Below are 25,019 nucleotides of genomic sequence, written 5' to 3'. Positions count from 1 at the left end.
TTATTCTGCTAATCCTTGATGATGTACAAGTTCTTGGTAGCCCAATACTTTGCTTAATGTTTGAATCAGTTTGTCGCCAGCATCGTTAACGGTTTGAGGGCCGCCTAATGCTTTGCATTGCACCATTTCAAGACCCGCGTAACCGCAAGGGTTAATGCGTTGGAACGGTGCTAAGTCCATATCGACGTTAAGTGCTAGACCATGAAATGAGCAGCCTTTACGAATGCGAAGCCCTAGTGAGGCAACTTTACGTTCATCGACATAGACACCGGGAGCGTCAGCTTTTGCATATGCGTTAACGTCATACATTGCCAGCATATCAACAATACTTTGTTCAATGTTATTAACTAACTGTCTGACGCCGAGTTTACCGCGTTTTATGTCGATAAGTGGATAGACAACTAACTGGCCCGGCCCGTGATAGGTCACTTGGCCACCACGGTCAACTTGGATCACTGGGATATCACCTGGATTAAGGATGTGCTCGCTTTTGCCTGCTTGGCCTTGGGTGAATACGGGCGAGTGTTCAACAATCCATAATTCATCGTTGCTTTCGCTGTCACGATTATCGGTATAAGCCTGCATTGCATGCCATACGGATTCGTAATCTTGGCGACCAAGATGTCTGATGTGTAACGCTTGAGTTTGCAAGGGCAACCTCTCCCCTCAAAAAAGTTGGCTTATTATACGCACCTAGCAGCAAAATGACATCAAAGTGTTAGCTTGATCACATTTCGCTCATGGTTAAAGTACGCGATTCACGCCTTCGATTGCCGCAAGGTCGGTATAAACCTGCTCGATATGCTCTTTGCTGGTCACAGTAATGCGGATTGAAATCGCATAGTAAGTGCCTTTGCTTGATGCTTTCACAGTCGGTGCATAGTCACCTGGAGCAAGCTGTTGCGCTACTGCAACAATGCGATCCGCTAGGGTATCATCGGCAGTACCAATCACTTTGAATGGGCAAGAATTCGGAAATTCCATTAGTTCGCCAAAGTTTGTTTCTAACATGTGTTTGCTCTCTGCAGTTGTAATATGTGCTATCTGTTCTATATGGGGTAATTATACTGTAATACAAGGCTTATAACACAGAGTCTATGCATTTATCCTAAGCATAAAAAATTAAAGCCACCCGAAGGTAGCTTTAATTATTAGAGTCTCTACTGGTACTGATTAACTAAACCAGCCTTCAAACATTTGCTTGAAGTAATCCATCAGTTTGCTAAACCAGCTACCTTCGTTAACTTCATTAAGTGTAACAAGTGGGAACTCAGCAATATCTTTACCATTAAGCTGGAAGAAGATACGGCCTACAGTTTCGCCTTTAGCTAATGGCGCTGTTAGTGGTTTAGTTAGCTCGAAGTTTGCTTCTAGGTTTTTCGCTTGACCACGGTTAATGGTAATAGGCGTATCAGTTACGACACCTAAATCAACGTTTTCACGATCGCCGTACCAGATTTTCTGGGTGACAAAAGTATCACCCGCTTTATACGGCGTGATTGATTCAAAGAAACGGAAACCATAGTTAAGCAGTTTTTTACTTTCAGCTTTACGCGCTGATTCACTGTTTGTGCCCATCACTACGGTGATTAAGCGCATACCATCATTGGTTGCTGAAGAAACTAAGTTATAACCAGCGCCTGAAGTATGACCGGTTTTAATGCCGTCAACGTTAAGGCTGTTATCCCACAATAAACCGTTACGGTTATATTGTTTGATACCGTTAAACGTAAACGATTTTTCTGAATATACACGGTATTCATCAGGAACGTCGCGGATTAAGGCTGCGCCTAACAAAGCCATGTCATAAGCCGTGGTTTTGTGATTGTCTGAATCTAAACCATGAGAGTTTTCAAAGTAACTTTGGGTCATGCCAAGCTGCTTTGACCATGAATTCATTAAATCAACAAAGCCATCTTCTGTACCAGCAATATGCTCAGCCATTGCAACACAAGCATCGTTACCTGATTGAATGATGATGCCACGGTTAAGGTCTTCTACAGTGACTTTCTTGCCAACTTCGATAAACATTTTAGAAGAGTCTGGGAAGTTTTTAGACCAAGCTTTTTTACTGATGGTCACTTCATCTTCTAGTGAAATATTGCCTACCTTAACTTCGTGACCAATAACATAGCTGGTCATCATTTTAGTTAAGCTGGCAGGGTTTAGCGATTCGTAGGCATTGCTTTCAGCGATAACACGGCCTGAGTTGTAGTCCATTAAAACGTAAGCTTTAGCGGCAACTGTTGGTGCATTTGGCATAACCATGGGTGCATTGGCTGCGTGAGAAGATAAAGATACAGCGGAAAGCAGCAGCAAAGATTTAAGCGGAGTGTTAACAATATTCTTCATTGAGTTTGCACATCTCTGGTCAGTCGTGAAAGAAGTAAGGTCGTTTATCAATTATTATCTATATTACAGCTGGTTAAATAAAAAGTAGCTAACTACTTTAGCTGATTTACATAGTGATACGACATAATTAAAAAGATTATACCATTAGTCGACCTCAATTTGGCATTAAGGTTCCTTAACACAGGTTATTAACTGAAGTCGGATGTCATATTTACAATCTTTAAATTTGATTACAAAGTGGAATTAAGCACGACTACTTTTTTGTTGGCGCTCTTAAATAACTTTGTGGGTAGCCATCTTGTTTGATTTGCAGCAATAATTTATTCGCAAGGTAACTTTGACCAATGGGGCCAAGTAACAAGCGATAAAAACCATTAGCAGACTCAACAGAAGCTGGCACTTTATATTTTGCTTCAAGCTCTTTGGCGAGCACATTGATCCTTACTTGATCTTTAGAGGCTACCACTTGGATGATATGCACACTGTCATCTTTGAGTTCATCCAATGCCATCGACTCGGGTGATTCAATGTGGATGGTTTCAATATTCACCTTAGCGGTGCCACTTCCAAGCATGTCGAGTTTATAAGCGGCGGCATAGGATAAATCTATGATGCGACCTTCATGAAACGGGCCGCGATCATTCACACGTACAATCACTTGCTTATTGTTCGCTTCGTTAGTGACTTTAACGTAGCTAGGCAAGGGTAAAGTTTTGTGCGCCGCAGACATTGAATACATGTCGTAGGTTTCGCCATTGGAAGTTAAATGACCGTGAAACTTAGAGCCGTACCAAGAAGCATAACCACTTTGACTAAAGTCTTTGGCACTCGGCATCACAGTGTAGGATTTACCACGGACAGTATAGGTGCGTTTATTACCTTGGCGGCTATAAGGTTCGTATTTAGGATGCGCATCTTCAACTTTACTCACATCTGGAGCACTTTGCGGCGCGCGATCGTTTTTCATTTGATAACGGTCATCTTGACTAGTAGAAGATGAACTTGAACAAGCACTCAGTAGCCCCAGTAAACTTAATGTGCTGATGCTCAAAATCGTTCTTTTTAGCATTGATGAATTAATCAGATTAATTAGCATGGTAAGCGGCTTCTAACTGTTGGCTAAACTGATAAACCGCCATTGCATATAACGGGCTGCGGTTATAACGGGTGATCACGTAAAAATTATTTAAGCCTAACCAGTATTCTGTCGCTTCTGGTTGATCCAATTTCACGAGTAAAGCACGTTGAGAGGCGTCGATGTCTTTCGCTTTTGCAAGGCTCAAGGTTGGCGTTAAAATGTCGGCAACGGTTTGAGTTGGTTTTCCTTTCACCCACACTTTGGCTTTTGGTGGTGTATCTACAGTGTGGTTAAGCTCTAGCGTAACAGGTGCGCCGCGCTGCCAACCATGTTGGTGGAAGTAGTTAGCGACACTGCCAATGGCATCTTGTTTATTATTCAATAAGTCACGACGACCATCGCCACTGAAATCAACTGCGTAATGGCGATAGCTTGATGGAATGAATTGGCCGTAACCCATAGCACCAGCGTAAGAACCTTTTAGGTTGTCATTATCTAATTGCTCTTCTTTAACCAATGACATTAAGTTGCCAAATTCACTGCGGAAAAAAGTCGCTCTAGGTGGGTAATAAAACCCTAAGGTGTATAACGCATCTTGGACTTTATAGTTGCCCATATAGCCGCCATAAAAAGTTTCGATACCAATAATAGCCACAATGATTTGCGGGTCTACTTGGAATTTATCTGCAGCATTGTTGATGGTTTCAGCATTGTCATGCCAAAATTCCAAGCCTTTTTCTAAGCGTTTGTCAGTCAGAAAAATGGGATAGTATTGATGCCAAGGCTTAGCTTCCCAAGGTTTAGATATTGCATCTAACACAGCTTGATTATGATTTGCTGTTGCGAGGAAATCTTTGACTTCTTGCTCTGAGAACCCTTTATTTACTTGGTCACTAATAAAGGCCTGCTTGAGCGCCGTCACTTCTGAACTGTCCGCGGTGTTTATCTCAGTTGCTTGGAGACTTGAGCAACTCAGTAGTAAGGCTAAACCAGCAGTGAATGTCGTTTTTAAATGCATTAACAATCCTTTTGTCATGTTTGTTTTATCATGTTGGCATTATTTGTAACCTGCCTAAAGCCGAATATACAGCGTAAAGCTTAACGGTCTATGAAACGTCGATGAGTATGAATACTCATTAATATGCCAAAACCAATCATCAAGGTCATCATTGATGTACCACCATAACTGACTAAAGGTAACGGTACACCAACAACAGGTAAAATGCCCGATACCATGCCTATATTCACAAAAATATAAACGAAGAAGGTTAAGGTAATACTGCCTGCAAGTAACCTTGCAAAACTGGTTTGTGCACGAGATGCAATCACTAACCCGCGGCCAATAATATACATGTAAAGTGCAAGTAAGATTAAACTACCAATTAAGCCAAACTCTTCACCAACCACTGCAAAAATAAAGTCGGTGTGCCTTTCAGGTAAAAACTCTAACTGAGATTGCGAACCTTGTAGCCAACCTTTACCCCATAAACCACCAGAGCCAATAGCAATTTTTGATTGGATAATATGGTAACCCGCGCCTAGGGGGTCTCGCTCAGGATCAAATAAAGTCATGACCCGTGTGCGCTGATAATCATGCATTAAGAAAAACCACAATATCGGCAGTAATGCCAAAACCGCGGCGACACAGGAACCGACAATAACCCAGCTCATGCCTGATAAAAACAATACAAAAACACCTGATGCTGCAACCAAGATTGAGGTACCTAAATCAGGTTGTTTGGCGATCAATAAGGTTGGGATTAATAAGATAACTAATCCACCGGCTAAATGACGTTTTTTAGGCGGCAGTGGAAATTTACTGATATACCACGCCATGGTAATAGGGAAGGCAAGCTTAATCAGCTCTGATGGCTGGAACTCCATAAAACCTAAGTTTAGCCAGCGCTGTGCCCCTTTGTTAATGGTGCCAAAAAAGTGTACTCCAAGCAGTAATATGATGCCTGCTATGTAAATAGGCAGTGCCCAACGCCGCAATATTTCAGGATTTATTTGCGCAAAAACAAACATGACAAACAAAGACAAACTGAGTCGTACTAGCTGTCTTTCCATCATGGCAGCGTCTTCACCACTGGCGGAATAGATTACGAATAGCCCAAACACCATTAAGGCTAATAAGCCGAGAAGCAAAGGTAAGTCTATGTGTAACTTTTGCCAAATACTCTTTTTATGGGGGTGGTGTGAGGCATTCATTCTGCCACCTTCCATTCGTCACGTAACATATATTCGTCCAATAAGGCGCGGGCAACAGGGCCTGCGTTAACGCCGCCCCAACCGGCATTTTCTAGCACTACAGCGAGGACTATTTTAGGGTTTTCATAAGGGGCATAAGCAATGATTAATGCATTGTCTCTAAGATGCTCTGCAATCGTGTCTGAATCATATTTTTCATCTTGCGCAACACTGAATACCTGAGCTGTACCTGTTTTCATTGCGGCAGTGTATGTGGCGTCAGTAAAGCGCGATTTGTGCGCTGTGCGGCGCATCGCCTCGTTAATAATCTCCCAATTATTATCATCATTTAGGCTAATGGGTTCTCGTTCATCAATTGGGGTGTCTATCTTAGGGGGTTCATCTTTGAATGATTTCAGCAAATGTGGTGTGAAGCGTTTACCACGATTAGCCAAAATAGTGGCTGCATTGGTTAGTTGTAGTGGCGTTGTGGTCCAATAACCTTGACCAATACCAACTGAAATGGTGTCACCAATATACCAAGGCTGGTTATAGCGCATGCGTTTCCAATCTTTGGACGGCATGATGCCATTGGCTTCTTCATAGATATCGATGCCAGTCGTCTCTCCAAAGCCAAACTTAGCCATAAACTCGGCCATTTTATCGACACCGACTTTGTAGGCAAGGTCATAAAAAAACGTATCGCAAGAGTCCATGATAGAGCTATAAACATCAACCCAGCCATGGCCCCAACGTTTCCAGTCACGATACTTTCGTTCAACGTTAGGAATTTGCCAAAAGCCAGGATCCCAAATGCGGGTTTTCTCTGTAATGGCCTTCTCTTCGAGGCCTAATAAGGCGACATGGGGCTTAATGGTTGAAGCTGGAGAATATTGCCCTTGAGTAGCACGGTTAATAAGCGGTCTAGATTTATCATTTAATAATGCGCTATAGGCTTTTGAACTAATACCATGGACAAATAAGTTAGGGTCATAGGTAGGGCTTGATACCATGGCAAGTACACCACCATCTTGGGGATCGATTGCCACCACTGAACCACGACGTCCATCGAGTAATTCCATGGCTTTTTGTTGCAGTTTTAAATCTAAAGTTAAGTAGATATCTTGCCCAGGTGTTGGCGGCGTGGCTTTTAAAGTGCGGATAACACGGCCACGGTTGTTCACTTCTTCTTCTAAATGCCCTGGTTTTCCAAGCAAGAGGCTTTCATAATATTTTTCAATGCCTTGCTTACCAATGTCATTGGTTGCAGCATAATTTTTCCATTGGCCTGATTTTTCAAGTGAGGTTCTATCTCGGGCATTAATTTTTCCCACATAACCCAGTACATGGGTCATGAGACCTTCATAGGGATAATGGCGTTTAAGACCTGCTTCGACTCTAAAACCTGGGAACTGATGTTGATTAACACTGAAGGTAGCAACTTGCTCTTCAGTCAGGCGAGATTTAATCGTCAATGGTTTGAAGCGGCGATGATAGCGAAGTCTTTCAGTGATAGTTTCACGTTCATCTGCACTTAACTCGATATACTCGTTAAGTTTATCTAGTGATGCGCTTATGTCTTTGGTTTTTTCAGGAATAACTTCAAGAGTATAAAATGGTTGGTTTTCAGCGAGTAACTGACCGTGTCGGTCATAGATAAGTCCACGACTTGGTGCTACAGGTACAACACGGATACGGTTATCGTTTGAGCGAGTTTCATAATCTTGAAATGAGACAACTTGCAACTGATACAAGTTGGAAAGCAATATACTGATTAGGATAAACACGCACAGGAAAGTAAACAAAGCACGACGTTTGAATAGCGACGCCTCGGCAGCGTGGTCGTGCATGGCAATGCGCTTTTTTGGCGACACTTAAGCTTTCTCCGATAGGTTCAGGCTGACAAATTCAGCTTAGCTATATTAGCTGAATTAACTTCACTTTTACCAGAGGTTTACCGATTAGGCTTATTCTCTGTGGTAGGGATGGTTGTTATTTATGCTCCATGCTCGGTAAAGGCTTTCTGCAACCAAAACGCGAACTAATGGATGGGGTAGCGTGAGGGCTGATAAACACCAACTTTGACTAGCGGCAGCTTTGCAATCAGGTGCAAGGCCTTCAGGACCGCCAATCAACAAACTGACATCGCGGCCATCAAGTTGCCATTTACTGAGTTGCTGAGCAAGTTGGGGAGTCTCCCAGTTCTTGCCTGGCAAATCTAGGCTTACAATGTGATTGCCTTTGGGCACAGCTGCTAGCATAAGTTCGCCTTCTTTTTGAAGAATGCGTGCTATATCAGCATTTTTACCGCGCTTCCCAGCAGGGATCTCGATGAGTTCTAACGCCATATCTCGAGGGAAACGACGTTGATACTCTTCAAACCCGCGGGTGACCCAATCTGGCATCTTAGTGCCAACAGCAATCAGTTGTAACTTCATTAGGCGTCGTTTTCAGTCCATAGCTTTTCTAGGTCATAAAATTCGCGTGTTTGCTGCTGCATCACGTGTAAAATTACGCCACCTAAATCAACGAGTACCCATTCACTGCTATCACGGCCTTCAACACCTAATGGTTGGTTACCAGCAGTTTTAGCTTCAACAATCATGTTTTCTGCAATAGCGCGAACATGAGTTTTTGATGTACCAGAACAAATTACCATGTAATCAGTAATGTGTGATTGGTTTGCCACGTCTAGTACCACAACGTCTTTGGCTTTCAGGTCGTCGATCTTATCGACAACAAAATCTTTTAATTCCGTGCTCTGCACGTCACTTACCTCAATATGTAAAAATAACGGAGCATTATACGCAAAATACCCTAGCTAGCGCAATTGAAGCCGTGTTCAATTAAGCATCTAAAATCGCTTTTACTTATTTTGGTACAGATGATGCTCACAAATGTATTGTTGGATCACAAAGGGCAGCATATTAGCGATCTCTGTGTTAACAAATACTTTCGTGTTGTGCGTTGTTTTTTGTTGTTCAAAGGGGACATTTTTGAGGAAACGACGAATTTCTGTTGAGGAAATATCCTGCAAGCTAACATCGACAGGGAATATTTTTCCCGTTTTAGCTAATGCGGGCACTTTTGCATTTTGAATTAACAAATCCGCCATCGGGCTGTTTTTGTCTAATTGCCAACCTGGACGCTGACAGACAACTAAGTGACATAAATTAAAAATGGATTGCCACTGGTACCAAGACGGTAGGTTGATGAACGAGTCAGTACCCATGATGAAATAAAACTGATGCTGAGGATATTGTTGTGTTAGCAGTTCCAGTGTCGTTGAGCTATATGACGGCGTATCGCGATTAATTTCAATATCGCACACTTCAAAATGGTCATATTGCTGGCAAACAAGTCGCGCCATCGCTAAGCGGTGTTGGCTGCTGACTTGGGTAGTCTGTTTGTGCGGTGGAATATGATTGGGCATTAACCAAATTTTATCGAGCCCAAGTTGCTGCTGAACTTCTATAGCGGGTTTAATATGACCGAAGTGAATTGGGTCAAAGGTGCCACCTAATAACCCAATTTTCATTCCTGCTTGATGATGACTATTGCTCAAAATGGGGCTCATGTTTGCAGTTCTATATGCGCTAAACGCCGATGAGCATTAGGATCAAACAGTAAGCATAAGTGGCTCATAGCAGTCCAATCTTCAATACCATGTTGTTTAAGGTTCATTTCCATTTTTGACGCAAAGGCCAGCATGTGTTCAATTTGGCTGAGGGTTAAGCGGGTTAAAGCCGCTTGGTATAATGGCTTACGTTTATCCCAAATACGGTGTTGCTGCCATAAACTATTTAGTTGAGCGCCTTGTTCTACAGCAGTCTTAAGATTGAGTAATACATTAAGCTCTTTAAATAGCGCCCACATCAAAATTGGCATTGCAGTGCCTTCGCCATTGAGCTGCACCACCATATGCTGAGCATGTTTTTGATGATTACCCAGTAAGGCATCTGTCAGTTGAAACACGGTAAAGCGAGATTGATCTTCAAAATAATCAGTTAAATGATCACTATGAATTGGCTCATGAGGGCTAAGTAACTGCAGTAATTGTAATGCTTGTTCTGCTGCGAGCAAATTACCTTCAAACAAGTTAAACAGCATGGCTTTTGCATCCATCTGTACGTGTAACTTGTAATGACTAATACGGTTATCTAACCAACGCTGAAATTGCTTACCTTCTGGCGTGGTACAAGGTAAATAAATACCTGCTGCATCGAGAGTTTTAAACCACTTACTTTTTGTTTCAGCAGAAAGCTTAGGCCCATGAATTAATAAAATGATGTCTGGATTGGGGTTTTGCATCATGGAAATGAATGCAGCAGAACCTTCAGTGCCAGGTTTTGCCTGAGGTAGAGTGAGTTCGATAATGCGGCGACTGGCAAACAAACTCATGGATTGCCACTCTTGAATCAAATCATTCCAACTAAAACCGGTTTCTTGGGTTAGGTGAACACGTTCATCAAATCCGTGTTTTTTAGCCGCAGCTAGAATCTGTGCTTTACAGTTTTCAATCAGCCATGGGTCATCACCGAAGAGTAAGTAACAGCCTTGAGGGCTTTTAAGATGTTGGCTTATTTGATCTGGGTAAACCCGCATTAATTCACCTCAATGGAGGCCAGGGTTTGAATAATATTCTCGGCGGCCTGAATCCGCATTTCTTTGACCAACATTTCCATTTCACGACTTTTTGCTAATGCTGTACGTGGATCGTCTTGATAGTCACGACGAATTTCTGTTTGAAATATTTGTGGTTCAGACTCAGGTAGTGTGAGTGAGTAATTCACTAAATAAATGAGCTCGTATTCAGCGACGTTACCTGTCGGGTATAGAGACAGTGTTGCACGCTCAAGAGAATCATTTACCAGTCTAAGGGTCGGCGTGGTATCTGATGCTGGAACCGTTGAAATAGCATGAATACGTAGGCGATCGCTGACTAAACGTGACAGTTCACTGTATTGATCGTTGGTGCTTAAATGCAATTCTTCAAGTTCGACTGGAATAGAATAACTGCGTTGTAATTTAAAGCCGCAACCTGCAGTGGTTAATATAACCAGTGCCATCATTGCCAAGCTAATGCGTTTTATTAGCATCACTAGTATCGGCATCCTTTTACTTAACTTTTAAATAGAATTTATTGCTTTCGCAACCCTGATAGTAGATTACAGGGAAATAAGAAAGGTTGCTAATCAATAGCAACCTTTCTGTTGGTATAAGCAATGTGTGATGCATTTGGCTGTTACTTTTGAAATAACAGCAAACGCACCATTATCGTTTACTTAGCAACGATATTTAACAGCTTACCCGGGACGTAAATAACTTTACGAACGGTGACGCCTTCAACAAACTTCAGCACATTCTCATCAGCTAAACCAAGGGCTTCAACTTCTTCTTTAGAAGCGTCAGCAGCAACAGTGATTTTAGCGCGAAGCTTACCGTTAACTTGTACGATGATAAGTTTGCTGTCTTCAACTAATGCTGATTCATCAACTGTTGGCCACAAGCTGTCTTCGATATCTGTTGTATTACCTAAAGCAGTCCACAAGCTGAAACTTGTATGTGGAATGATTGGGTAAAGTAAACGAGTGACTGCGGTTAATGCTTCTTGCATTAGGGCACGGTCTTGCTCATTGGCAGACGGTGCTTTTTGCAATTTGTTCATTAATTCCATGATCGCAGCAATCGCAGTGTTGAACATTTGACGACGCTCAATATCATCGCTGACTTTGGCAATGGTCTTATGCAGTTCACGGCGTAGTGCTTTTTGATTGTTGTCTAGGGCTTTAGGGTCTAATGCAACCACTTCGCCTTGGGCAACATGATCGTGTGCCGTTTTCCAGAAACGCTTAATGAAACGGTGCGCACCTTCAACACTTGATTCTTGCCACTCAAGGGTTAATTCAGGCGGCGCTGCAAACATCATGAATAAACGGACGGTGTCAGCACCGTATTTATCAACCATTTCTTGTGGGTCAATACCGTTATTCTTAGACTTCGACATCTTGCTCATGCCGGTGTAAACCAGTTCATGACCTTCGCTGTCGATTGCTTTGACTACACGGCCTTTGTCATCAGTTTCTTGAACTGTTACATCAGCTGGTGAAACCCACACACGTGCGCCTTTCTCGTTGTTATAGTAATAAGCATCTGCCAATACCATACCTTGAGTCAATAAGCGTTTTGCTGGCTCATCAGAGTCAACTAAACCGATATCACGTAATAATTTGTGGAAGAAACGGAAGTACAGAAGATGCATACAAGCATGCTCGATACCACCGATGTATTGATCCACTGGTAACCAGTAGTTAGCTTTAGCAGGATCAAGCATTTGATCTGCATGCGGGCTACAGTAACGTGCGTAGTACCAAGAAGATTCCATGAAGGTATCAAAGGTATCTGTTTCACGCAGTGCTGGTTGACCGTTAACTTCGGTTTTAGCCCACTCTTTGTCGGCTTTAATCGGGCTTTGAATACCGTCCATTACGACATCTTCAGGTAAGATAACCGGAAGTTGTTCAGCTGGCGTTGGCATTACCGTGCCGTCTTCTAAGGTCACCATTGGAATTGGCGCGCCCCAGTAACGCTGACGAGATACACCCCAGTCACGAAGACGGAAGTTAACTTGACGCTTACCTTTGCCTTCAGCAGTCAGTTTGGCATCAATAGCATCAAATGCAGCTTGGAATTCAAGTCCATCAAATTCTGCAGAATTAAACAGTACACCTTTGTCAGTAAATGCAGCTTCACTGATGTCGACTTCGCTATCTGCTGGCTTAATCACAGCTTCAATCGAAAGGCCGTATTTTTTAGCAAACTCAAAGTCTCGTTGATCATGAGCGGGTACAGACATAACCGCGCCAGTACCGTAGTTCATTAATACAAAGTTACCTACCCAGATTGGCACTTCTTTGCCTGTTAATGGGTGAACAGCATTAAGACCAGTAGCAACACCTTTCTTTTCCATCACAGCCATAGCAGCTTCAGTGGTATCAACGTTTTTACATTCTTCGATGAATGCCGCTAATTCAGGGTTGCTCTTTGCCGCTTGCTCTGCCAGTGGGTGACCACTTGCAATTGCAACATACGTCACACCCATTACGGTGTCAGGACGTGTGGTATAGATATCGAATGTCTCATCACTGTTAGCAACATTAAAGGTCATTTCGATACCTTCACTGCGGCCAATCCAGTTACGTTGCATAGACTTAACCTGTTCAGGCCATTCGTCTAGCTGATCGATGTCATTTAATAGTTCTTCAGCGTAATCGGTGATCTTGATGAACCACTGAGGAATTTCTTTTTGAACCACCTCAGTGTCACAGCGCCAGCAACAGCCGTCTTGTACTTGCTCGTTAGCCAGTACCGTTTCATCATTTGGACACCAGTTTACTGAAGCTGTCTTTTTGTAGACTAAGCCTTTTTCATAAAGCTGGGTGAAGAACCATTGTTCCCACTGGTAGTACTCAGGCGTACATGTGGCGATTTCACGGCTCCAATCGTAACCAAAACCTAATAGCTTAAGTTGGTTCTTCATGTAGTCGATATTTTCGTATGTCCACGGTGCTGGGGCAGTCTTATTATTGATTGCCGCATTTTCAGCAGGTAGGCCGAATGAGTCCCAACCAATAGGTTGTAGAACATTTTTACCTTGCAAACGTTGGTAACGAGCAACAACATCACCTATGGTGTAGTTACGGACGTGTCCCATGTGAAGTCGGCCAGACGGATAAGGGAACATAGAGAGACAGTAGAACTTCTCTTTGTTTTCATCTTCTGTTACTTCGAAGGTTTTTTTGTCTTCCCAGTGCTTTTGCACTAAGGCTTCAATTTCTGAGGGATTATATTGCTCTTGCATCAATCTATTCCGGCCTATGCCGCCCATTGTTTGATCTAACGCTAAAAAGCGCGAGTGAGATCTGCATAGAATAAACTAGAAGTGATGCATTAAAAAGGTTCAGATGAAGGAGTATTTTTTATGAGTGGACGAAGTTCAGCGTTATTAGCGCTTTATCACACGCTTTTTGAGCAAGTTAAGCAGCGCTATGATGAAGATAACTCATTGACTGCAAAGAGCCTTTTTGCATCAGTAACCCAGTGTAAAGATTATTTGCAACTCAAATCTGATGCAGGTGAAGATGAGTTAGCTTTAGTAGAAGAATTTTTAAAGCGTGACATTGCAAGTTACCTAAAAGATGAAAATGCCGATAATCTTAGTTATAGCCCAACGGTGATCACCTTAGAAAATACCCTTTGGCACTGGTTAGGTGAAATTACTGACCGCAGCCAAGTTGAGTGGCATGAGATAGCTCAAGACTTCAAACACAAAGGCTTTTATATGTCAGGTGAAGTGATTAATCAGGGCAAAGTGATTTGTACTGAATGTAATCATGAAATGAATATTGAGTTTCCGAGCTTAATTCCTGATTGCCCGCAATGCGACAATGAAATGTTTACCCGAGAATCGTTAGCGCCTTAAATTTTGAGGTTGTACATTTATTGGTTACTAGCTGTGTTTAAACGGCTAGCAACCAGTTGTGACATTATTATATTGCGGCCCAGTGGTTGCGTTATTGGCTTGAACGTAGTGAAAATAACAATTGTCATCTAATACCTTACCGTCATCATTGAGATCATAGCCGATAAAAGTATCGGCAATGCCTTGATACTCAATGACAAAGCCATCATCTAAAATCAACCAATCTTCAATATCGGTATTATCCAAATAACCCCATTTAAGACGTGTATTAAAACTGCCATCACCTTCAAGATCGATATCAAGTAAGTCATCTCTATTGTTGACAGTTTGGGTAGAGAAGCTGCTCATTTGCGAGCGAGCATAGACTAAGTTATTTGCGGATTTTGCACTGGCATTTAGCTGAGATAAACCGCTAATACGGGCTTCAGTGGACATATTGATAAATTTTGGCGCAGCAATAATAGCCATGATGGCCAAAATAATAATCACCACAACAAGCTCTATTAAGGTAAAACCTTGATTAAATCGTTTCAAGCTCAATCAGGTCTGCCTTTTTTCCAAAGCATGATTTGTTGAGTTAACCCTATCAAAAACAACAAACCACAGAGTAATAATAATGGTGTTTGGCCAATACGTTTAAACCACGTTTCACCGTTATATAACGGAACATCTGCAACTAATACGCCTTGTTTAAATTGCGGGATTTGATGGGTGATACGACCGTGAATATCTACCACAGCTGTTACACCATTGTTGGTTGCTCGAACTAATGGACGGCCTAATTCAATTGAGCGCATTTGGGCTATTTCCATGTGTTGCAATGGACCAATTGTATCGCCAAACCAAGCATCATTTGAAACCGTTAACAGTAAATCGGTATCTTCATCGATATTGGCGCGCAGTTGCTCAGGAAACACAATTTCGAAGCAAAGAGCAGGGGCTATTTGATAGCCCATGGCATTTAAGTTTTGCTGTTGGTAAGTTCCGCGCCCAAACGATGACATAGGGAGATTAAAAAACGGCGCTAATGGTCTTAACAGGCTTTCAAACGGGACAAATTCACCGATAGGGAGTAAGTGGTGTTTTTTGTAATCATTAGTGCCATTGCCTTGATAGTCACCTTGGGGCTGCACTGACTCATTGGCGTTACCCAATACAATAAGTGAGTTATAAAATTCTTGCTGCTGTGTGCTGATAATACCGGTAATGATGGCGCTATCATTCATATTCGCCACTTTATCGGTATTATGTAAAAAGTCTCCCACCATTGACTCTGGAGCGGGTACTGCAGCTTCTGGCCAGACGATAATATCGGCATCAAAGTTTGGACGGCTTAAATCCATATATTTAAGCAGTGTCGGCCATAACGCATCAGGCTCCCACTTCATGCTTTGTTCGATATTGCCTTGCACTAACGCCACTTTAACGGTTTCGCCGCGAGGGGTAATGTCAGAGATTAATGGTGTAACGATTGTCGCAATGATAATGACTGCGGTGATGACCGCTGCACTGATAAAACGTTTCTTTAAGACTAAAACAATGCTGCCGCAAAACAGAGCGATGAGATAACTTAATCCTAGTGCGCCAATAACGCTGCCAAGTTCAGAAATCGGTCCCTGGGTTTGACTGTAGCCAGCCCATAACCATGGGAACCCTGTAAGCACCCATCCACGCATCCATTCAGTTAATACCCAAAGTGCAGGGAATAAACCGAGATACTGAAAGGCATGATGCCAATGTTTAAAGTGCGGATATTGACTAAGTCTTGCGGTGAGATACCCCGCTAATGCAGGGTAGAGCGCTAAATAAAATGCCAGTAATGCCATAAGCCCCATTGAAACGAATAACGGTAATCCGCCAAACGTATCAATACTGACATGGACCCAGCTGATCCCAAAAGCAAAACAACCAAAGCCGAAACTTAGCCAATGAAAGAAGTTTTCTTTAGGGGTTAAGTGTCGGCTTTGATAGAGAACAAATATCATTGCCGCGGGGTAGAAAGCCCATATTGCGTAAGGAGCAAAGGCGAGAGTGGTACTTGCGCCCGCAGCAAAAGCCGTCACCATCTTTAATAGTGATGACTTCGAGATATTTAGTTTTTTAAACACAGTGTTAGTCGTCGTTATCTTCTTGAAGTTTAGGATCTGGTAACTTAACGCTAAGTTGAATTAACCGTCTTGTATCAGAGTTAGTGACTTTAAACTCGATATTATCGATAAGTACACTTTCATTGCGCTCTGGTAAATGACCAAAGGCGTGTGACACTAAACCGCCGACAGTATCAAATTCTTCATCGCTGAATTGAGTACCGCAAGCTTCGTTAAATTCATCAATAGGGGTACGTGCTTTAATCATAAACACGGTGTTACTGATTTTTTTGATTTCCGTATCTTCTACTGAACTATGGTCGAATTCATCTTCAATTTCACCGACGATTTCTTCCAAGATATCTTCAATTGTGACAAGACCGGATACCCCACCATATTCATCGACCACAATGGCCATATGATATCGCTGGGAGCGGAATTCTTTGAGTAGCACATCGACACGCTTGCTTTCTGGAACCACTACAGCTGGCCTGATGACTTGATGCAGTGAGAAAGGTTGGTCTGATTGCTTGAAGCCATACTTAAGCAGATCTTTTGCAAGCAAAATGCCTTCGATATGGTCTTTATCTTCGTTGACTACAGGAAAACGAGAGTGAGCTGATTCTATTACTGTTTTCAGTAATTCATCAACTGTGCTATCGATTTGTAGTGTGACTATTTGGCTGCGAGGGATCATGATATCGCGTACGCGTAATCCTGAAACTTCTAATACGCCATTCATCATTTCACGGGTATCTTCAGTAATTAAATCACGCTCTTCAGCGCCCGCAATGACCTCTACGAGATCTTCGCGATTTTGAGGTTCGCCCTGAAACAACTGACCTATTTTGTCAATCCAGTTTTTTTTACGGGCGTTGGTACTCGGTGGGATGTCGTCACTCATAATATTTTACTAAATCATCGGAGGCATTTACATGCAATCCTTTGACTTATTTATGCTTCCTTATACGGATTTGAAAAACCTAAGCCTTCAATGAGTTGAGTCTCTAATGACTCCATTTCTTCAGCTTCGTTGTCGATAATATGGTCATAACCTAGCAAATGCAAGCAGCCGTGAATAACCATGTGGGCCCAATGTGCTATAAGGGGCTTATTCTGTTGTTTTGCTTCGAGTTCTACTACTTCAGCGGCAATGATTAAATCACCTAAAAGTGGTAATTCAATCCCTGGAGGCGCCTCGAAAGGAAAAGATAAAACATTGGTAGGTTTATCTTTCCCGCGGTAAGTATGGTTAAGCTGCTGACTTTCACTGTTTTCGACAATGCGAATCGTTAATTCAGCCGTTTCCATGGTATTACCGAGTGCTGTTTTGACCCATAACTCAAACTCATCTTGAGTTGGTAATTGTTGCGGGTCATCAACGGCAATTTGTAAATCTAGCTCTAAATCAAGCTTTGAAGCAACGTCAGAGTTAAGCGTCATTTTTTACCACTCCAACAGTATTAGCATCTTCATTGCTCATTTGTTCATTAAATGCATTCTGACGTTGTTTATATTGGCGCTCTTTTTCAGCTTTTAGTGCCAGTTCTTTTGAATCAAATGCTTCATAAGCTTCGACGATGCGGGCAACAATCGGGTGACGAACCACATCTTGAGACATAAAGAAGTTAAAGCTAATGTCATTGACTTCGTTGAGCACTTCAATTGCCTGGCGTAGTCCTGACTTTTGACTGCGCGGTAAATCGATTTGAGTAATATCACCAGTGATGACCGCGCGTGAATTAAAGCCGATACGGGTTAAGAACATTTTCATTTGTTCAACAGTGGTGTTCTGGCTTTCATCTAAAATCACAAAGGCATCATTTAAAGTACGGCCGCGCATATAAGCCAGCGGGGCGATTTCAATGATGTTGCGCTCAAGCAGTTTTTCAACTTTCTCAAAACCTAACATTTCAAACAAAGCATCATAAAGTGGGCGTAAATACGGGTCGACTTTCTGGCTTAAATCGCCCGGCAAGAATCCGAGTTTTTCACCGGCTTCAACCGCTGGACGCGTTAATAGAATACGACGAACTTCTTGACGTTCTAATGCATCGACTGCGGCTGCAACAGCTAAAAAGGTTTTACCTGTACCTGCAGGCCCAATACCAAAGGTGATGTCATGTTTAGCAATATTTGCCACATAATTAGCTTGGTTTGGGTTGCGTGGCTTGATGATGCCGCGCTTAGTTTTGATGTGTAGGGTATCGTCTTCAGCAGAAGATTCTGCCTCAAGATTAATCACTTCTTGAATGGCTAGATGAACTCGTTCAGGTTCAAGATCAGGCGTGCTGCCTTTAACCGTTTGGGTTTCAATATAAAGCTGTTTCAATAAATTATTGGCATTAAAGGCATTACGAGGCAGACCAACAATTGTGAAATGGTTGTTTTTATGGACAATCTCAACACCTAGACGGCGCTCAAGTTGCTTAATGTTGTCATCATAAGGACCACATAATGAGGCAATTCTTCGAGTCTCAGCAGGCTCGAGATACAAATTCATGGTTGTAACTTTAGTGGACAAAAATAATGCTCCAAAAACGATATGTTTATTAACAAAGAGTCTACGAGTGTTGTATTTAAAATACCACGGTATTTAGGTAAAAGCACAATAAAGGCGGCTTATAGCCGCCTTTATTAACTAAATATCATCACTCGATTATGACTTAATTAGGGGTAAATTGGGTTACGCCTAAATCATCATCAGTTTTGTGTTTAGCTAAAATGTCAGACGGACGCAAACTACGACGTAAATCCATTTCATCTTCTGCGCGAACAAATACGCCACGTAAAGAGTTGGTGTATACGTCAACGATTTCTACGTCAACAAACCCGCCAATGCTCTTAGGGTTACCTTCGAAATTCACTACGCGGTTATTTTCAGTACGACCGCGAAGCTCCATTGGATTCTTTACTGAAGGACCTTCAACTAAAATACGTTGCACAGTACCTAACATTTGACGGCTGTAACGCATCGCTTGCTGGGTGATTCGGTCTTGTAAAATAGCCAGGCGCTGTTTCTTTTCAGTCATAGTGACATCATCTGGTAAGTCTGCAGCTGGGGTACCTGGGCGCGCACTGTAAATAAAGCTGAAGCTGTGATCGAAGCTTACATCTTCAATTAACTTCATTGTGTCTTCAAAGTCAGCTTGGCTTTCACCAGGGAAGCCAATAATAAAGTCAGAACTGATATGAATATCAGGACGGGCTTTACGTAAACGACGAATAATTGATTTGTATTCAATCGCCATGTGGCCACGTTTCATGTTAGTCAAAATACGATCTGATCCTGATTGAACAGGAAGGTGTAAGAAGCTAACAAGTTCAGGAGTGTCTTCATATACATCAATGATGTCTTGAGAGAACTCAATCGGATGACTAGTTGTAAAGCGGATACGGTCGATGCCATCTATTGATGCCACTAAGCGCAATAACTCTGCAAAGGTACAAATTTCATCGTCGTGAGTCGGACCACGGAAGGCATTCACGTTTTGGCCTAACAGGTTAACTTCACGTACACCTTGTTCAGCTAGCTGAGCGACTTCTAGAATCACGTCATCGACTGGGCGGCTAACTTCTTCACCGCGTGTATAAGGTACAACACAGAATGAACAGTATTTGCTACAACCTTCCATAATTGAAACGAATGCCGATGGACCATCAGCTTTTGGCTCTGGTAAACGGTCAAACTTTTCGATTTCTGGGAAGCTCACATCAATAACGGCTTTGTCGCCATTATTAATTTGAGTGATCATTTCAGGTAAACGATGCAAGGTTTGTGGGCCGAAAATGATATCAACGCATTGAGCACGTTCTTTAATTGCTTTACCTTCTTGTGAAGCAACACAACCACCGACACCGATAACTAAATTAGGATTTTTATCTTTTAAGGTTTTCCAGCGACCAAGCTGATGAAACACTTTTTCCTGTGCTTTTTCACGAATTGAGCATGTGTTAAGCAGGAGTACGTCTGCTTCTTCAGCATTCTCAGTCAAGGTGTAACCTTGATAATCGTCCAGCAAGTCAGCCATTTTAGATGAATCGTATTCATTCATCTGACAGCCCCAGGTTTTTATGTGTAGTTTTTTACTCATCAGATACGCCGTTCTATATACCACAGAAAAATAGCCGAGTATTTTAACTGCACAAAGGCTCGCTGGCTAGCCTTTGTGCACATCTAGTGAGCATTATTCTGAAAAGCTTAATACCCCTATTTTTTGCGAGTATTTATCTTGGTCGGCTAACTCGTTTGATTGATTGGTAAAAAAGCCTAATTGCTTAGCTATACGCTGATTATCAAGGCGCGCTTGAGCGATTAAGTTTTGCTGTAGTTGATTTGCATGATAGTCAAACGAGACTAATTCATTGGCTTCTTGGACTGAAAAACCGAATTCTTTTGCCATTGCCACGTTATCTTGACGAGCTCTGGCAATAATTTGTTGTGGTAGCTCCCGATTAAAGCGTGTGAGTATTTCCGTGGTTTGTTGATATAAGGCATAATCAAACGAAGAACGGTAAATCACGGTGACGGTTTCCATTGGTTGCATTTGCGCTTGGGAAGCAACAGAAAATAATGCTGTGATAGCCAGTAAACTATGGGTAAACATTCGAGTGATGCTTGCTGATTTTCTGCCCTTTGGCATACGCTTTGATATAGCCTCAGGAATAGAAAGTAGGCCCGAATGGTTGCTGCTAATATTGTTAGAATGTACGTACGTGCTTTGACTAGACATAGTATCCTCTCTTACCTTGGCATGACGGATGTGGTGCAAGGTGTATTCATTAGACAGTTTCAGTATATGAAGAGGTTTACTGGTTAATGTGTCACCATTGTAAGCAGGTGTTGCTCTAAGATTAGATAGCAACATATCGACACGATTAAGCGATTTTAGACACGTTTGTACATATTTTAATCGTTACGGTTAATGCTAATAAGTACGAAAGTGCGATGAGAAGGGTTTAGCAATGCAAGATGCAGTTCAAGATAAGGCAAAACAAGATCTACAAGTTCAACATGATGTGGTGATTGTGGGCGGCGGCATGGTTGGCGCAGCTGTCGCGGTAGGGTTAGGGCAGCTTGGCCTGAATGTCGCAATGATAGAAGCCTATCAACCAAAGGCCTATGAGCCTGAACAGCCGCTAGATCTTCGAGTGTCTGCTATTAGTGTTGCTTCAGAGCAATTGCTTGAGCGACTTGGGGTAATGGATGAATTGTTATCTTTGCGTCATGTGGCTTATAAAGGCCTAGAAACTTGGGAGGTGGAAGATTGCATCACTCAATTTCATGCTGATCAAATTGATGAGCCACATTTAGGCTACTTTTTTGAAAATCGATTAATTCAACTTTGTTTATGGCAAAAAATAGAGGCTATGGACAATATCATACTCTATTGCCCTGAAAGTGTCAGTCGTTTTGAGCGTGTAACCCATGATGTTCAACAACAGATAAAAGTCACTTTAGATTCTGGGACAGAAATCCGTGCTGCATTATTAGTTGGCGCTGATGGTGCGAACTCGCAAGTGCGTCAATGGGCTGGTATTGGTATTACTGGTTGGGATTATGCCCAATCAGCGATGCTTATTAATGTCGCCACATCCACTGAGCAGCAAGATGTCACCTGGCAGCAATTTACTCCAGCAGGGCCGCGTTCGTTACTACCGCTTCCTGGCAACAATGCTTCATTAGTTTGGTATGACAGTCGTAGCCGTATTAAACAGTTAATGCAGCTTAATCATCTGCAACTTGCTGAGCAAATTAGACAACACTTCCCGCAGCGATTAGACAGTGATTTTACTGTTATCGACCGGGGTAGCTTTCCGTTAACTCGTCGTCATGCGCAATCATATTGCCAAGATAATGTGGTTATTTTAGGCGATGCAGCTCACACGATTAACCCACTTGCAGGTCAAGGGGTGAATATTGGTTTTAAAGATGTCGACGTATTGATTGCGACTATCGCCGATGCGGTTGGTAATAACCGTCCATGGTGGACTGAAACCACTTTAAAGCAATATCAATGTAAGCGTTATAGCGACAACTTATTAATGATGTCGGCAATGGATGCATTTTATGCCGGTTTCAGTAATGACTTAATGCCGCTTAAGCTATTACGTAATGGTATGCTAAAACTCGCAAACCATGATAACCCTATCAAAAAGAAAGTCCTCAAATATGCATTAGGTTTAGCCTAAATCTAGGTTAAATAACACGCGGTAATTGTTGAGTTCAGTTTTGAGTGTTAAAATGCCGCGCTTTAGCGCCTTCAAATCACATTTCGGCAATTTTATTAGGATGATTTGAAGTCAGCGCGGTCATATTATTCGCTAAAAATGAGTGCTAATGAGTCAAATAAAACTAATTGTTGGTCTTGCCAATCCTGGTGCTGAATACGCACAAACTCGTCATAATGCCGGTGCATGGTATGTGCAAGAGCTAGCGCGCCTATGCGGCGCAACGCTTGTACCTGACAGTAAATACTTTGGTTTAACTGCCAGAGTGACGATTGATGGTAAAGACGTACGATTATTGATCCCGACCACTTTTATGAACCTTAGCGGAAAATCAGTAGGTGCATTAGCCAATTTTTTCCGAATTACTCCAGAAGAAATATTAGTCGCTCATGATGAGCTTGATATGGAACCGGGCGTTGCAAAGTTTAAATTAGGCGGCGGTCATGGTGGCCATAATGGTTTAAAAGACATTATTGCTAAAATGGCCAATGACAAAGGGTTTCACCGCCTACGGATAGGTATTGGTCATCCTGGAGACAAAAATCGTGTTAGCGGTTATGTACTGGGTAAAGCGCCAGCAAGCGAACAAGAAAAGATGGATGCAGTGATTGATGAAGCAGTGCGTTCAACTGAGATTTTATTTAAGCAAGATATGGCGAAAGCCATGAACAGATTACATACTTTTAAAGCAGTTTAAATTTTATAGCCTATATAAAGGTAGTAAGGTTTCTCTGTTTCAAAGCAACTATTGATATTCACTGTATCAGTTTCGATGCAGTTCAACATATATAAAGGTAACAAATATGGGTTTTAAATGCGGCATTGTGGGTTTGCCAAACGTAGGTAAGTCGACACTATTTAATGCATTAACAGAAGCAGGAATTGAAGCAGCTAACTTCCCGTTTTGTACCATTGAGCCTAACACAGGTGTTGTACCTGTACCGGATTCACGTCTAGATAAATTAGCTGCGATTGTTAGCCCTGAGCGTATTTTACCAACCACAATGGAATTTGTTGATATTGCTGGTTTGGTAGCTGGCGCATCAAAAGGTGAAGGTTTAGGAAATAAGTTCCTTGCTAACATCCGTGAAACTGATGCAATTGGTCATGTTGTTCGTTGTTTTGAAGATCCAAACATCGTTCACGTTGCTAATAAAGTTGATCCAGCTGGTGACATCGAAGTGATTAACACTGAACTTGCACTTGCTGACTTAGATAGCTTAGAGCGTGCTATTTTCCGTCAACAGAAGCGTGCTAAAGGTGGCGATCAAGAAGCTAAGTTTGAAGTTGAAGTGCTTGAAAAAATGCGCCCAACATTAGATGAAGGCCAAATGTTGCGTTCACTAGAGTTAAGCAAAGAAGAGATTGCCGCTGTTGCTTACCTTAACTTCCTTACATTAAAGCCTACGATGTACATTGCTAACGTAGCTGAAGATGGTTTTGAAGATAATCCACATTTAGATGCTGTTAAAGCGATTGCTGAGACTGAAAATGCAGTAGTTGTTGCCGTTTGTGCTGCAATTGAATCAGAGCTTGCAGAAATGGATGCTGAAGACCGTGTTGAGTTTATGGCTGATCTTGGCCTTGAAGAGTCAGGTCTTGATCGCGTGATCCGTGCGGGTTACCAATTATTAGACTTACAAACTTACTTTACTGCAGGTGTAAAAGAAGTAAGAGCATGGACAGTACCAGTCGGTGCGAGTGCGCCACAAGCAGCGGGCGTGATCCATACTGACTTCGAACGTGGTTTCATTCGTGCTCAAGTAATGAGCTATGATGACTTTATCGAACATAAAGGTGAAGCTGGCGCTAAAGATGCGGGTAAATTACGTGTCGAAGGTAAAGGTTATATCGTTAAAGATGGCGATGTTATGCATTTCCTATTTAACGTGTAATCGGTATTTTCAAACTATAATAGTCTGAAGATCACCGTTAAAGAGTATTGAGGTTAACTTTATTAGGATATTTTGTCGATTTGGCGCTCAGTTTGGTGAACTTATAGCCGAACAACAACAATTGATGAAAATAGCTAAAAAAAGCAGTTGACCTCGATACCCTGAATAAGCATAATACGCCCCGTCCTCACGACGAGGGCAAGTAAGAATAAAGTGGCAATGTAGCTCAGCTGGTTAGAGCACAGCACTCATAATGCTGGGGTCGCAGGTTCAAGTCCCGCCATTGCTACCATCTTCTCTAGATGTAAAATAAGAGATTGCTGGTTAGTTAAAGTGATAACTTTAGAAATATGACCGGCAACCTTCTCAAGGTTAAATGAGCATCGTGTTCTGGATGAAAAACAGAGTCAGTGCGGGAGTGGTGGAATTGGTAGACACGCCAGATTTAGGTTCTGGTGCCGTAAGGTGTGAGAGTTCAAGTCTCTCTTCCCGTACCATTATTAAAAAAATTGGCTATGTAAATAGCGGGTTTTTTAAAAAGCTTTAGATTGGGATATCGCCAAGTGGTAAGGCACCGGGTTTTGATCTCGGCATCCCCAGGTTCGAATCCTGGTATCCCAGCCATTTTAAAGTAAGTAGTAAAAGATTATTGGGATATCGCCAAGTGGTAAGGCACCGGGTTTTGATCTCGGCATCCCCAGGTT

General features: G+C 42.2%; 24 protein-coding genes and 3 tRNA genes. 7 read left to right on the top strand and 20 right to left on the bottom strand.

Annotated features, from left to right (window positions below; translation table 11 throughout):
* The 13 genes from lipB to leuS all read right to left on the bottom strand — a co-directional run bounded on the left by lipB (nucleotide 1) and on the right by leuS (nucleotide 13,481).
* Nucleotides 1-651 (bottom strand): lipoyl(octanoyl) transferase LipB, encoded by a 651-nt coding sequence (gene lipB, locus LMH66_RS13560; RefSeq protein WP_102528141.1) that lies wholly within the window; start codon nucleotides 649-651, stop codon nucleotides 1-3.
* A 93-nt stretch (nucleotides 652-744) separates the two neighbouring features.
* On the bottom strand, nucleotides 745-1,011 hold the full coding sequence (gene ybeD / locus LMH66_RS13555) for a DUF493 family protein YbeD (protein ID WP_102528094.1): 267 nt from the start codon (nucleotides 1,009-1,011) through the stop codon (nucleotides 745-747).
* 162 nt (nucleotides 1,012-1,173) lie between these two features.
* Nucleotides 1,174-2,352: a serine hydrolase gene (locus LMH66_RS13550; RefSeq protein ID WP_102528093.1), complete on the bottom strand. Its 1,179-nt coding sequence runs from the start codon at nucleotides 2,350-2,352 to the stop codon at nucleotides 1,174-1,176.
* A 253-nt stretch (nucleotides 2,353-2,605) separates the two neighbouring features.
* Complete coding sequence (locus tag LMH66_RS13545) at nucleotides 2,606-3,421, bottom strand: septal ring lytic transglycosylase RlpA family protein (RefSeq protein WP_229370697.1); 816 nt, start codon at nucleotides 3,419-3,421, stop codon at nucleotides 2,606-2,608.
* Nucleotides 3,422-3,437: 16 nt separating this feature from the next.
* The gene (gene mltB, locus LMH66_RS13540) at nucleotides 3,438-4,448 is read right to left on the bottom strand and encodes a lytic murein transglycosylase B (RefSeq protein WP_229370640.1); all 1,011 of its coding nucleotides are present in this window, start codon (nucleotides 4,446-4,448) and stop codon (nucleotides 3,438-3,440) included.
* 80 nt (nucleotides 4,449-4,528) lie between these two features.
* Complete coding sequence (rodA, locus tag LMH66_RS13535; protein ID WP_229370639.1) at nucleotides 4,529-5,641, bottom strand: rod shape-determining protein RodA; 1,113 nt, start codon at nucleotides 5,639-5,641, stop codon at nucleotides 4,529-4,531.
* Nucleotides 5,638-7,494 (bottom strand): penicillin-binding protein 2, encoded by a 1,857-nt coding sequence (gene mrdA, locus LMH66_RS13530; protein ID WP_229370638.1) that lies wholly within the window; start codon nucleotides 7,492-7,494, stop codon nucleotides 5,638-5,640. Before mrdA ends, rodA begins: the two co-directional genes overlap by 4 nt.
* Before the next feature lie 93 nt (nucleotides 7,495-7,587).
* Nucleotides 7,588-8,058: a 23S rRNA (pseudouridine(1915)-N(3))-methyltransferase RlmH gene (rlmH, locus tag LMH66_RS13525; protein ID WP_055025767.1), complete on the bottom strand. Its 471-nt coding sequence runs from the start codon at nucleotides 8,056-8,058 to the stop codon at nucleotides 7,588-7,590.
* Nucleotides 8,058-8,387 (bottom strand): ribosome silencing factor, encoded by a 330-nt coding sequence (rsfS, locus tag LMH66_RS13520; RefSeq protein ID WP_102528089.1) that lies wholly within the window; start codon nucleotides 8,385-8,387, stop codon nucleotides 8,058-8,060. Before rsfS ends, rlmH begins: the two co-directional genes overlap by 1 nt.
* A 99-nt stretch (nucleotides 8,388-8,486) precedes the next feature.
* Nucleotides 8,487-9,158, bottom strand: a complete 672-nt coding sequence (gene nadD / locus LMH66_RS13515) for a nicotinate (nicotinamide) nucleotide adenylyltransferase (protein ID WP_420709425.1) — start codon at nucleotides 9,156-9,158, stop codon at nucleotides 8,487-8,489.
* Nucleotides 9,159-9,193: 35 nt separating this feature from the next.
* Nucleotides 9,194-10,225, bottom strand: coding sequence for a DNA polymerase III subunit delta (holA, locus tag LMH66_RS13510; RefSeq protein ID WP_229370636.1), 1,032 nt, complete (start codon nucleotides 10,223-10,225; stop codon nucleotides 9,194-9,196).
* Nucleotides 10,225-10,719 (bottom strand): LPS assembly lipoprotein LptE, encoded by a 495-nt coding sequence (lptE, locus tag LMH66_RS13505; RefSeq protein ID WP_229370696.1) that lies wholly within the window; start codon nucleotides 10,717-10,719, stop codon nucleotides 10,225-10,227. The genes holA and lptE overlap by 1 nt, the downstream gene beginning before the upstream one ends.
* A 182-nt stretch (nucleotides 10,720-10,901) precedes the next feature.
* Nucleotides 10,902-13,481, bottom strand: a complete 2,580-nt coding sequence (leuS, locus tag LMH66_RS13500) for a leucine--tRNA ligase (protein ID WP_102528086.1) — start codon at nucleotides 13,479-13,481, stop codon at nucleotides 10,902-10,904.
* A 120-nt stretch (nucleotides 13,482-13,601) separates the two neighbouring features.
* Between leuS and LMH66_RS13495 the strand changes: the two genes are divergently transcribed.
* Nucleotides 13,602-14,102 (top strand): zinc ribbon-containing protein, encoded by a 501-nt coding sequence (locus tag LMH66_RS13495; protein WP_153912813.1) that lies wholly within the window; start codon nucleotides 13,602-13,604, stop codon nucleotides 14,100-14,102.
* 45 nt (nucleotides 14,103-14,147) lie between these two features.
* Here LMH66_RS13495 and LMH66_RS13490 read toward each other — a convergent pair whose 3' ends face one another.
* The 7 genes from LMH66_RS13490 to LMH66_RS13460 form a co-directional block, all read right to left on the bottom strand.
* Nucleotides 14,148-14,642: a prepilin-type N-terminal cleavage/methylation domain-containing protein gene (locus LMH66_RS13490; protein WP_229370634.1), complete on the bottom strand. Its 495-nt coding sequence runs from the start codon at nucleotides 14,640-14,642 to the stop codon at nucleotides 14,148-14,150.
* Nucleotides 14,639-16,168, bottom strand: a complete 1,530-nt coding sequence (lnt, locus tag LMH66_RS13485) for an apolipoprotein N-acyltransferase (protein WP_229370695.1) — start codon at nucleotides 16,166-16,168, stop codon at nucleotides 14,639-14,641. The genes LMH66_RS13490 and lnt overlap by 4 nt, the downstream gene beginning before the upstream one ends.
* 46 nt (nucleotides 16,169-16,214) lie before the next feature.
* On the bottom strand, nucleotides 16,215-17,093 hold the full coding sequence (gene corC / locus LMH66_RS13480; RefSeq protein WP_229370632.1) for a CNNM family magnesium/cobalt transport protein CorC: 879 nt from the start codon (nucleotides 17,091-17,093) through the stop codon (nucleotides 16,215-16,217).
* Nucleotides 17,094-17,143: 50 nt separating this feature from the next.
* On the bottom strand, nucleotides 17,144-17,632 hold the full coding sequence (ybeY, locus tag LMH66_RS13475) for an rRNA maturation RNase YbeY (RefSeq protein ID WP_102528081.1): 489 nt from the start codon (nucleotides 17,630-17,632) through the stop codon (nucleotides 17,144-17,146).
* On the bottom strand, nucleotides 17,622-18,713 hold the full coding sequence (locus LMH66_RS13470; protein ID WP_229370631.1) for a PhoH family protein: 1,092 nt from the start codon (nucleotides 18,711-18,713) through the stop codon (nucleotides 17,622-17,624). The genes ybeY and LMH66_RS13470 overlap by 11 nt, the downstream gene beginning before the upstream one ends.
* A gap of 142 nt (nucleotides 18,714-18,855) precedes the next feature.
* Nucleotides 18,856-20,283 carry a tRNA (N6-isopentenyl adenosine(37)-C2)-methylthiotransferase MiaB gene (gene miaB, locus LMH66_RS13465; RefSeq protein ID WP_102528079.1) on the bottom strand — a complete coding sequence of 476 codons (1,428 nt, stop codon included), beginning with the start codon at nucleotides 20,281-20,283 and terminating at the stop codon, nucleotides 18,856-18,858.
* Nucleotides 20,284-20,376: 93 nt separating this feature from the next.
* Nucleotides 20,377-21,057: a hypothetical protein gene (locus LMH66_RS13460; protein WP_229370630.1), complete on the bottom strand. Its 681-nt coding sequence runs from the start codon at nucleotides 21,055-21,057 to the stop codon at nucleotides 20,377-20,379.
* Nucleotides 21,058-21,154: 97 nt separating this feature from the next.
* On the opposite strand from LMH66_RS13460, the gene LMH66_RS13455 reads away from it, so the two are divergent.
* The 6 genes from LMH66_RS13455 (at nucleotide 21,155) to LMH66_RS13430 (ending at nucleotide 24,939) form a co-directional block, all read left to right on the top strand.
* Entirely contained in the window at nucleotides 21,155-22,381 is a 1,227-nt protein-coding gene (locus LMH66_RS13455; RefSeq protein WP_229370629.1) for an FAD-dependent monooxygenase, read from the top strand.
* Nucleotides 22,382-22,529: 148 nt separating this feature from the next.
* Nucleotides 22,530-23,117, top strand: coding sequence for an aminoacyl-tRNA hydrolase (pth, locus tag LMH66_RS13450; protein WP_102528076.1), 588 nt, complete (start codon nucleotides 22,530-22,532; stop codon nucleotides 23,115-23,117).
* A gap of 106 nt (nucleotides 23,118-23,223) precedes the next feature.
* A complete protein-coding gene (gene ychF, locus LMH66_RS13445) occupies nucleotides 23,224-24,315 on the top strand; it encodes a redox-regulated ATPase YchF (protein ID WP_102528075.1) in 1,092 nt (363 codons plus the stop codon).
* A 215-nt stretch (nucleotides 24,316-24,530) separates the two neighbouring features.
* Nucleotides 24,531-24,607, top strand: a tRNA-Met gene (locus LMH66_RS13440).
* Nucleotides 24,608-24,727: 120 nt separating this feature from the next.
* Nucleotides 24,728-24,812 (top strand) — tRNA-Leu (locus LMH66_RS13435).
* A gap of 52 nt (nucleotides 24,813-24,864) precedes the next feature.
* Nucleotides 24,865-24,939, top strand: a tRNA-Gln gene (locus tag LMH66_RS13430).
* Nucleotides 24,940-25,019 lie beyond the last annotated feature (80 nt).

Source organism: Shewanella sp. 10N.7 (assembly GCF_020806285.1).
In the GTDB taxonomy this organism is placed as follows: domain Bacteria; phylum Pseudomonadota; class Gammaproteobacteria; order Enterobacterales; family Shewanellaceae; genus Shewanella; species Shewanella electrodiphila.
The sequence above is the reverse complement of the archived record's forward strand: the minus strand, read 5'-3'. Positions and strand labels throughout refer to the sequence as shown.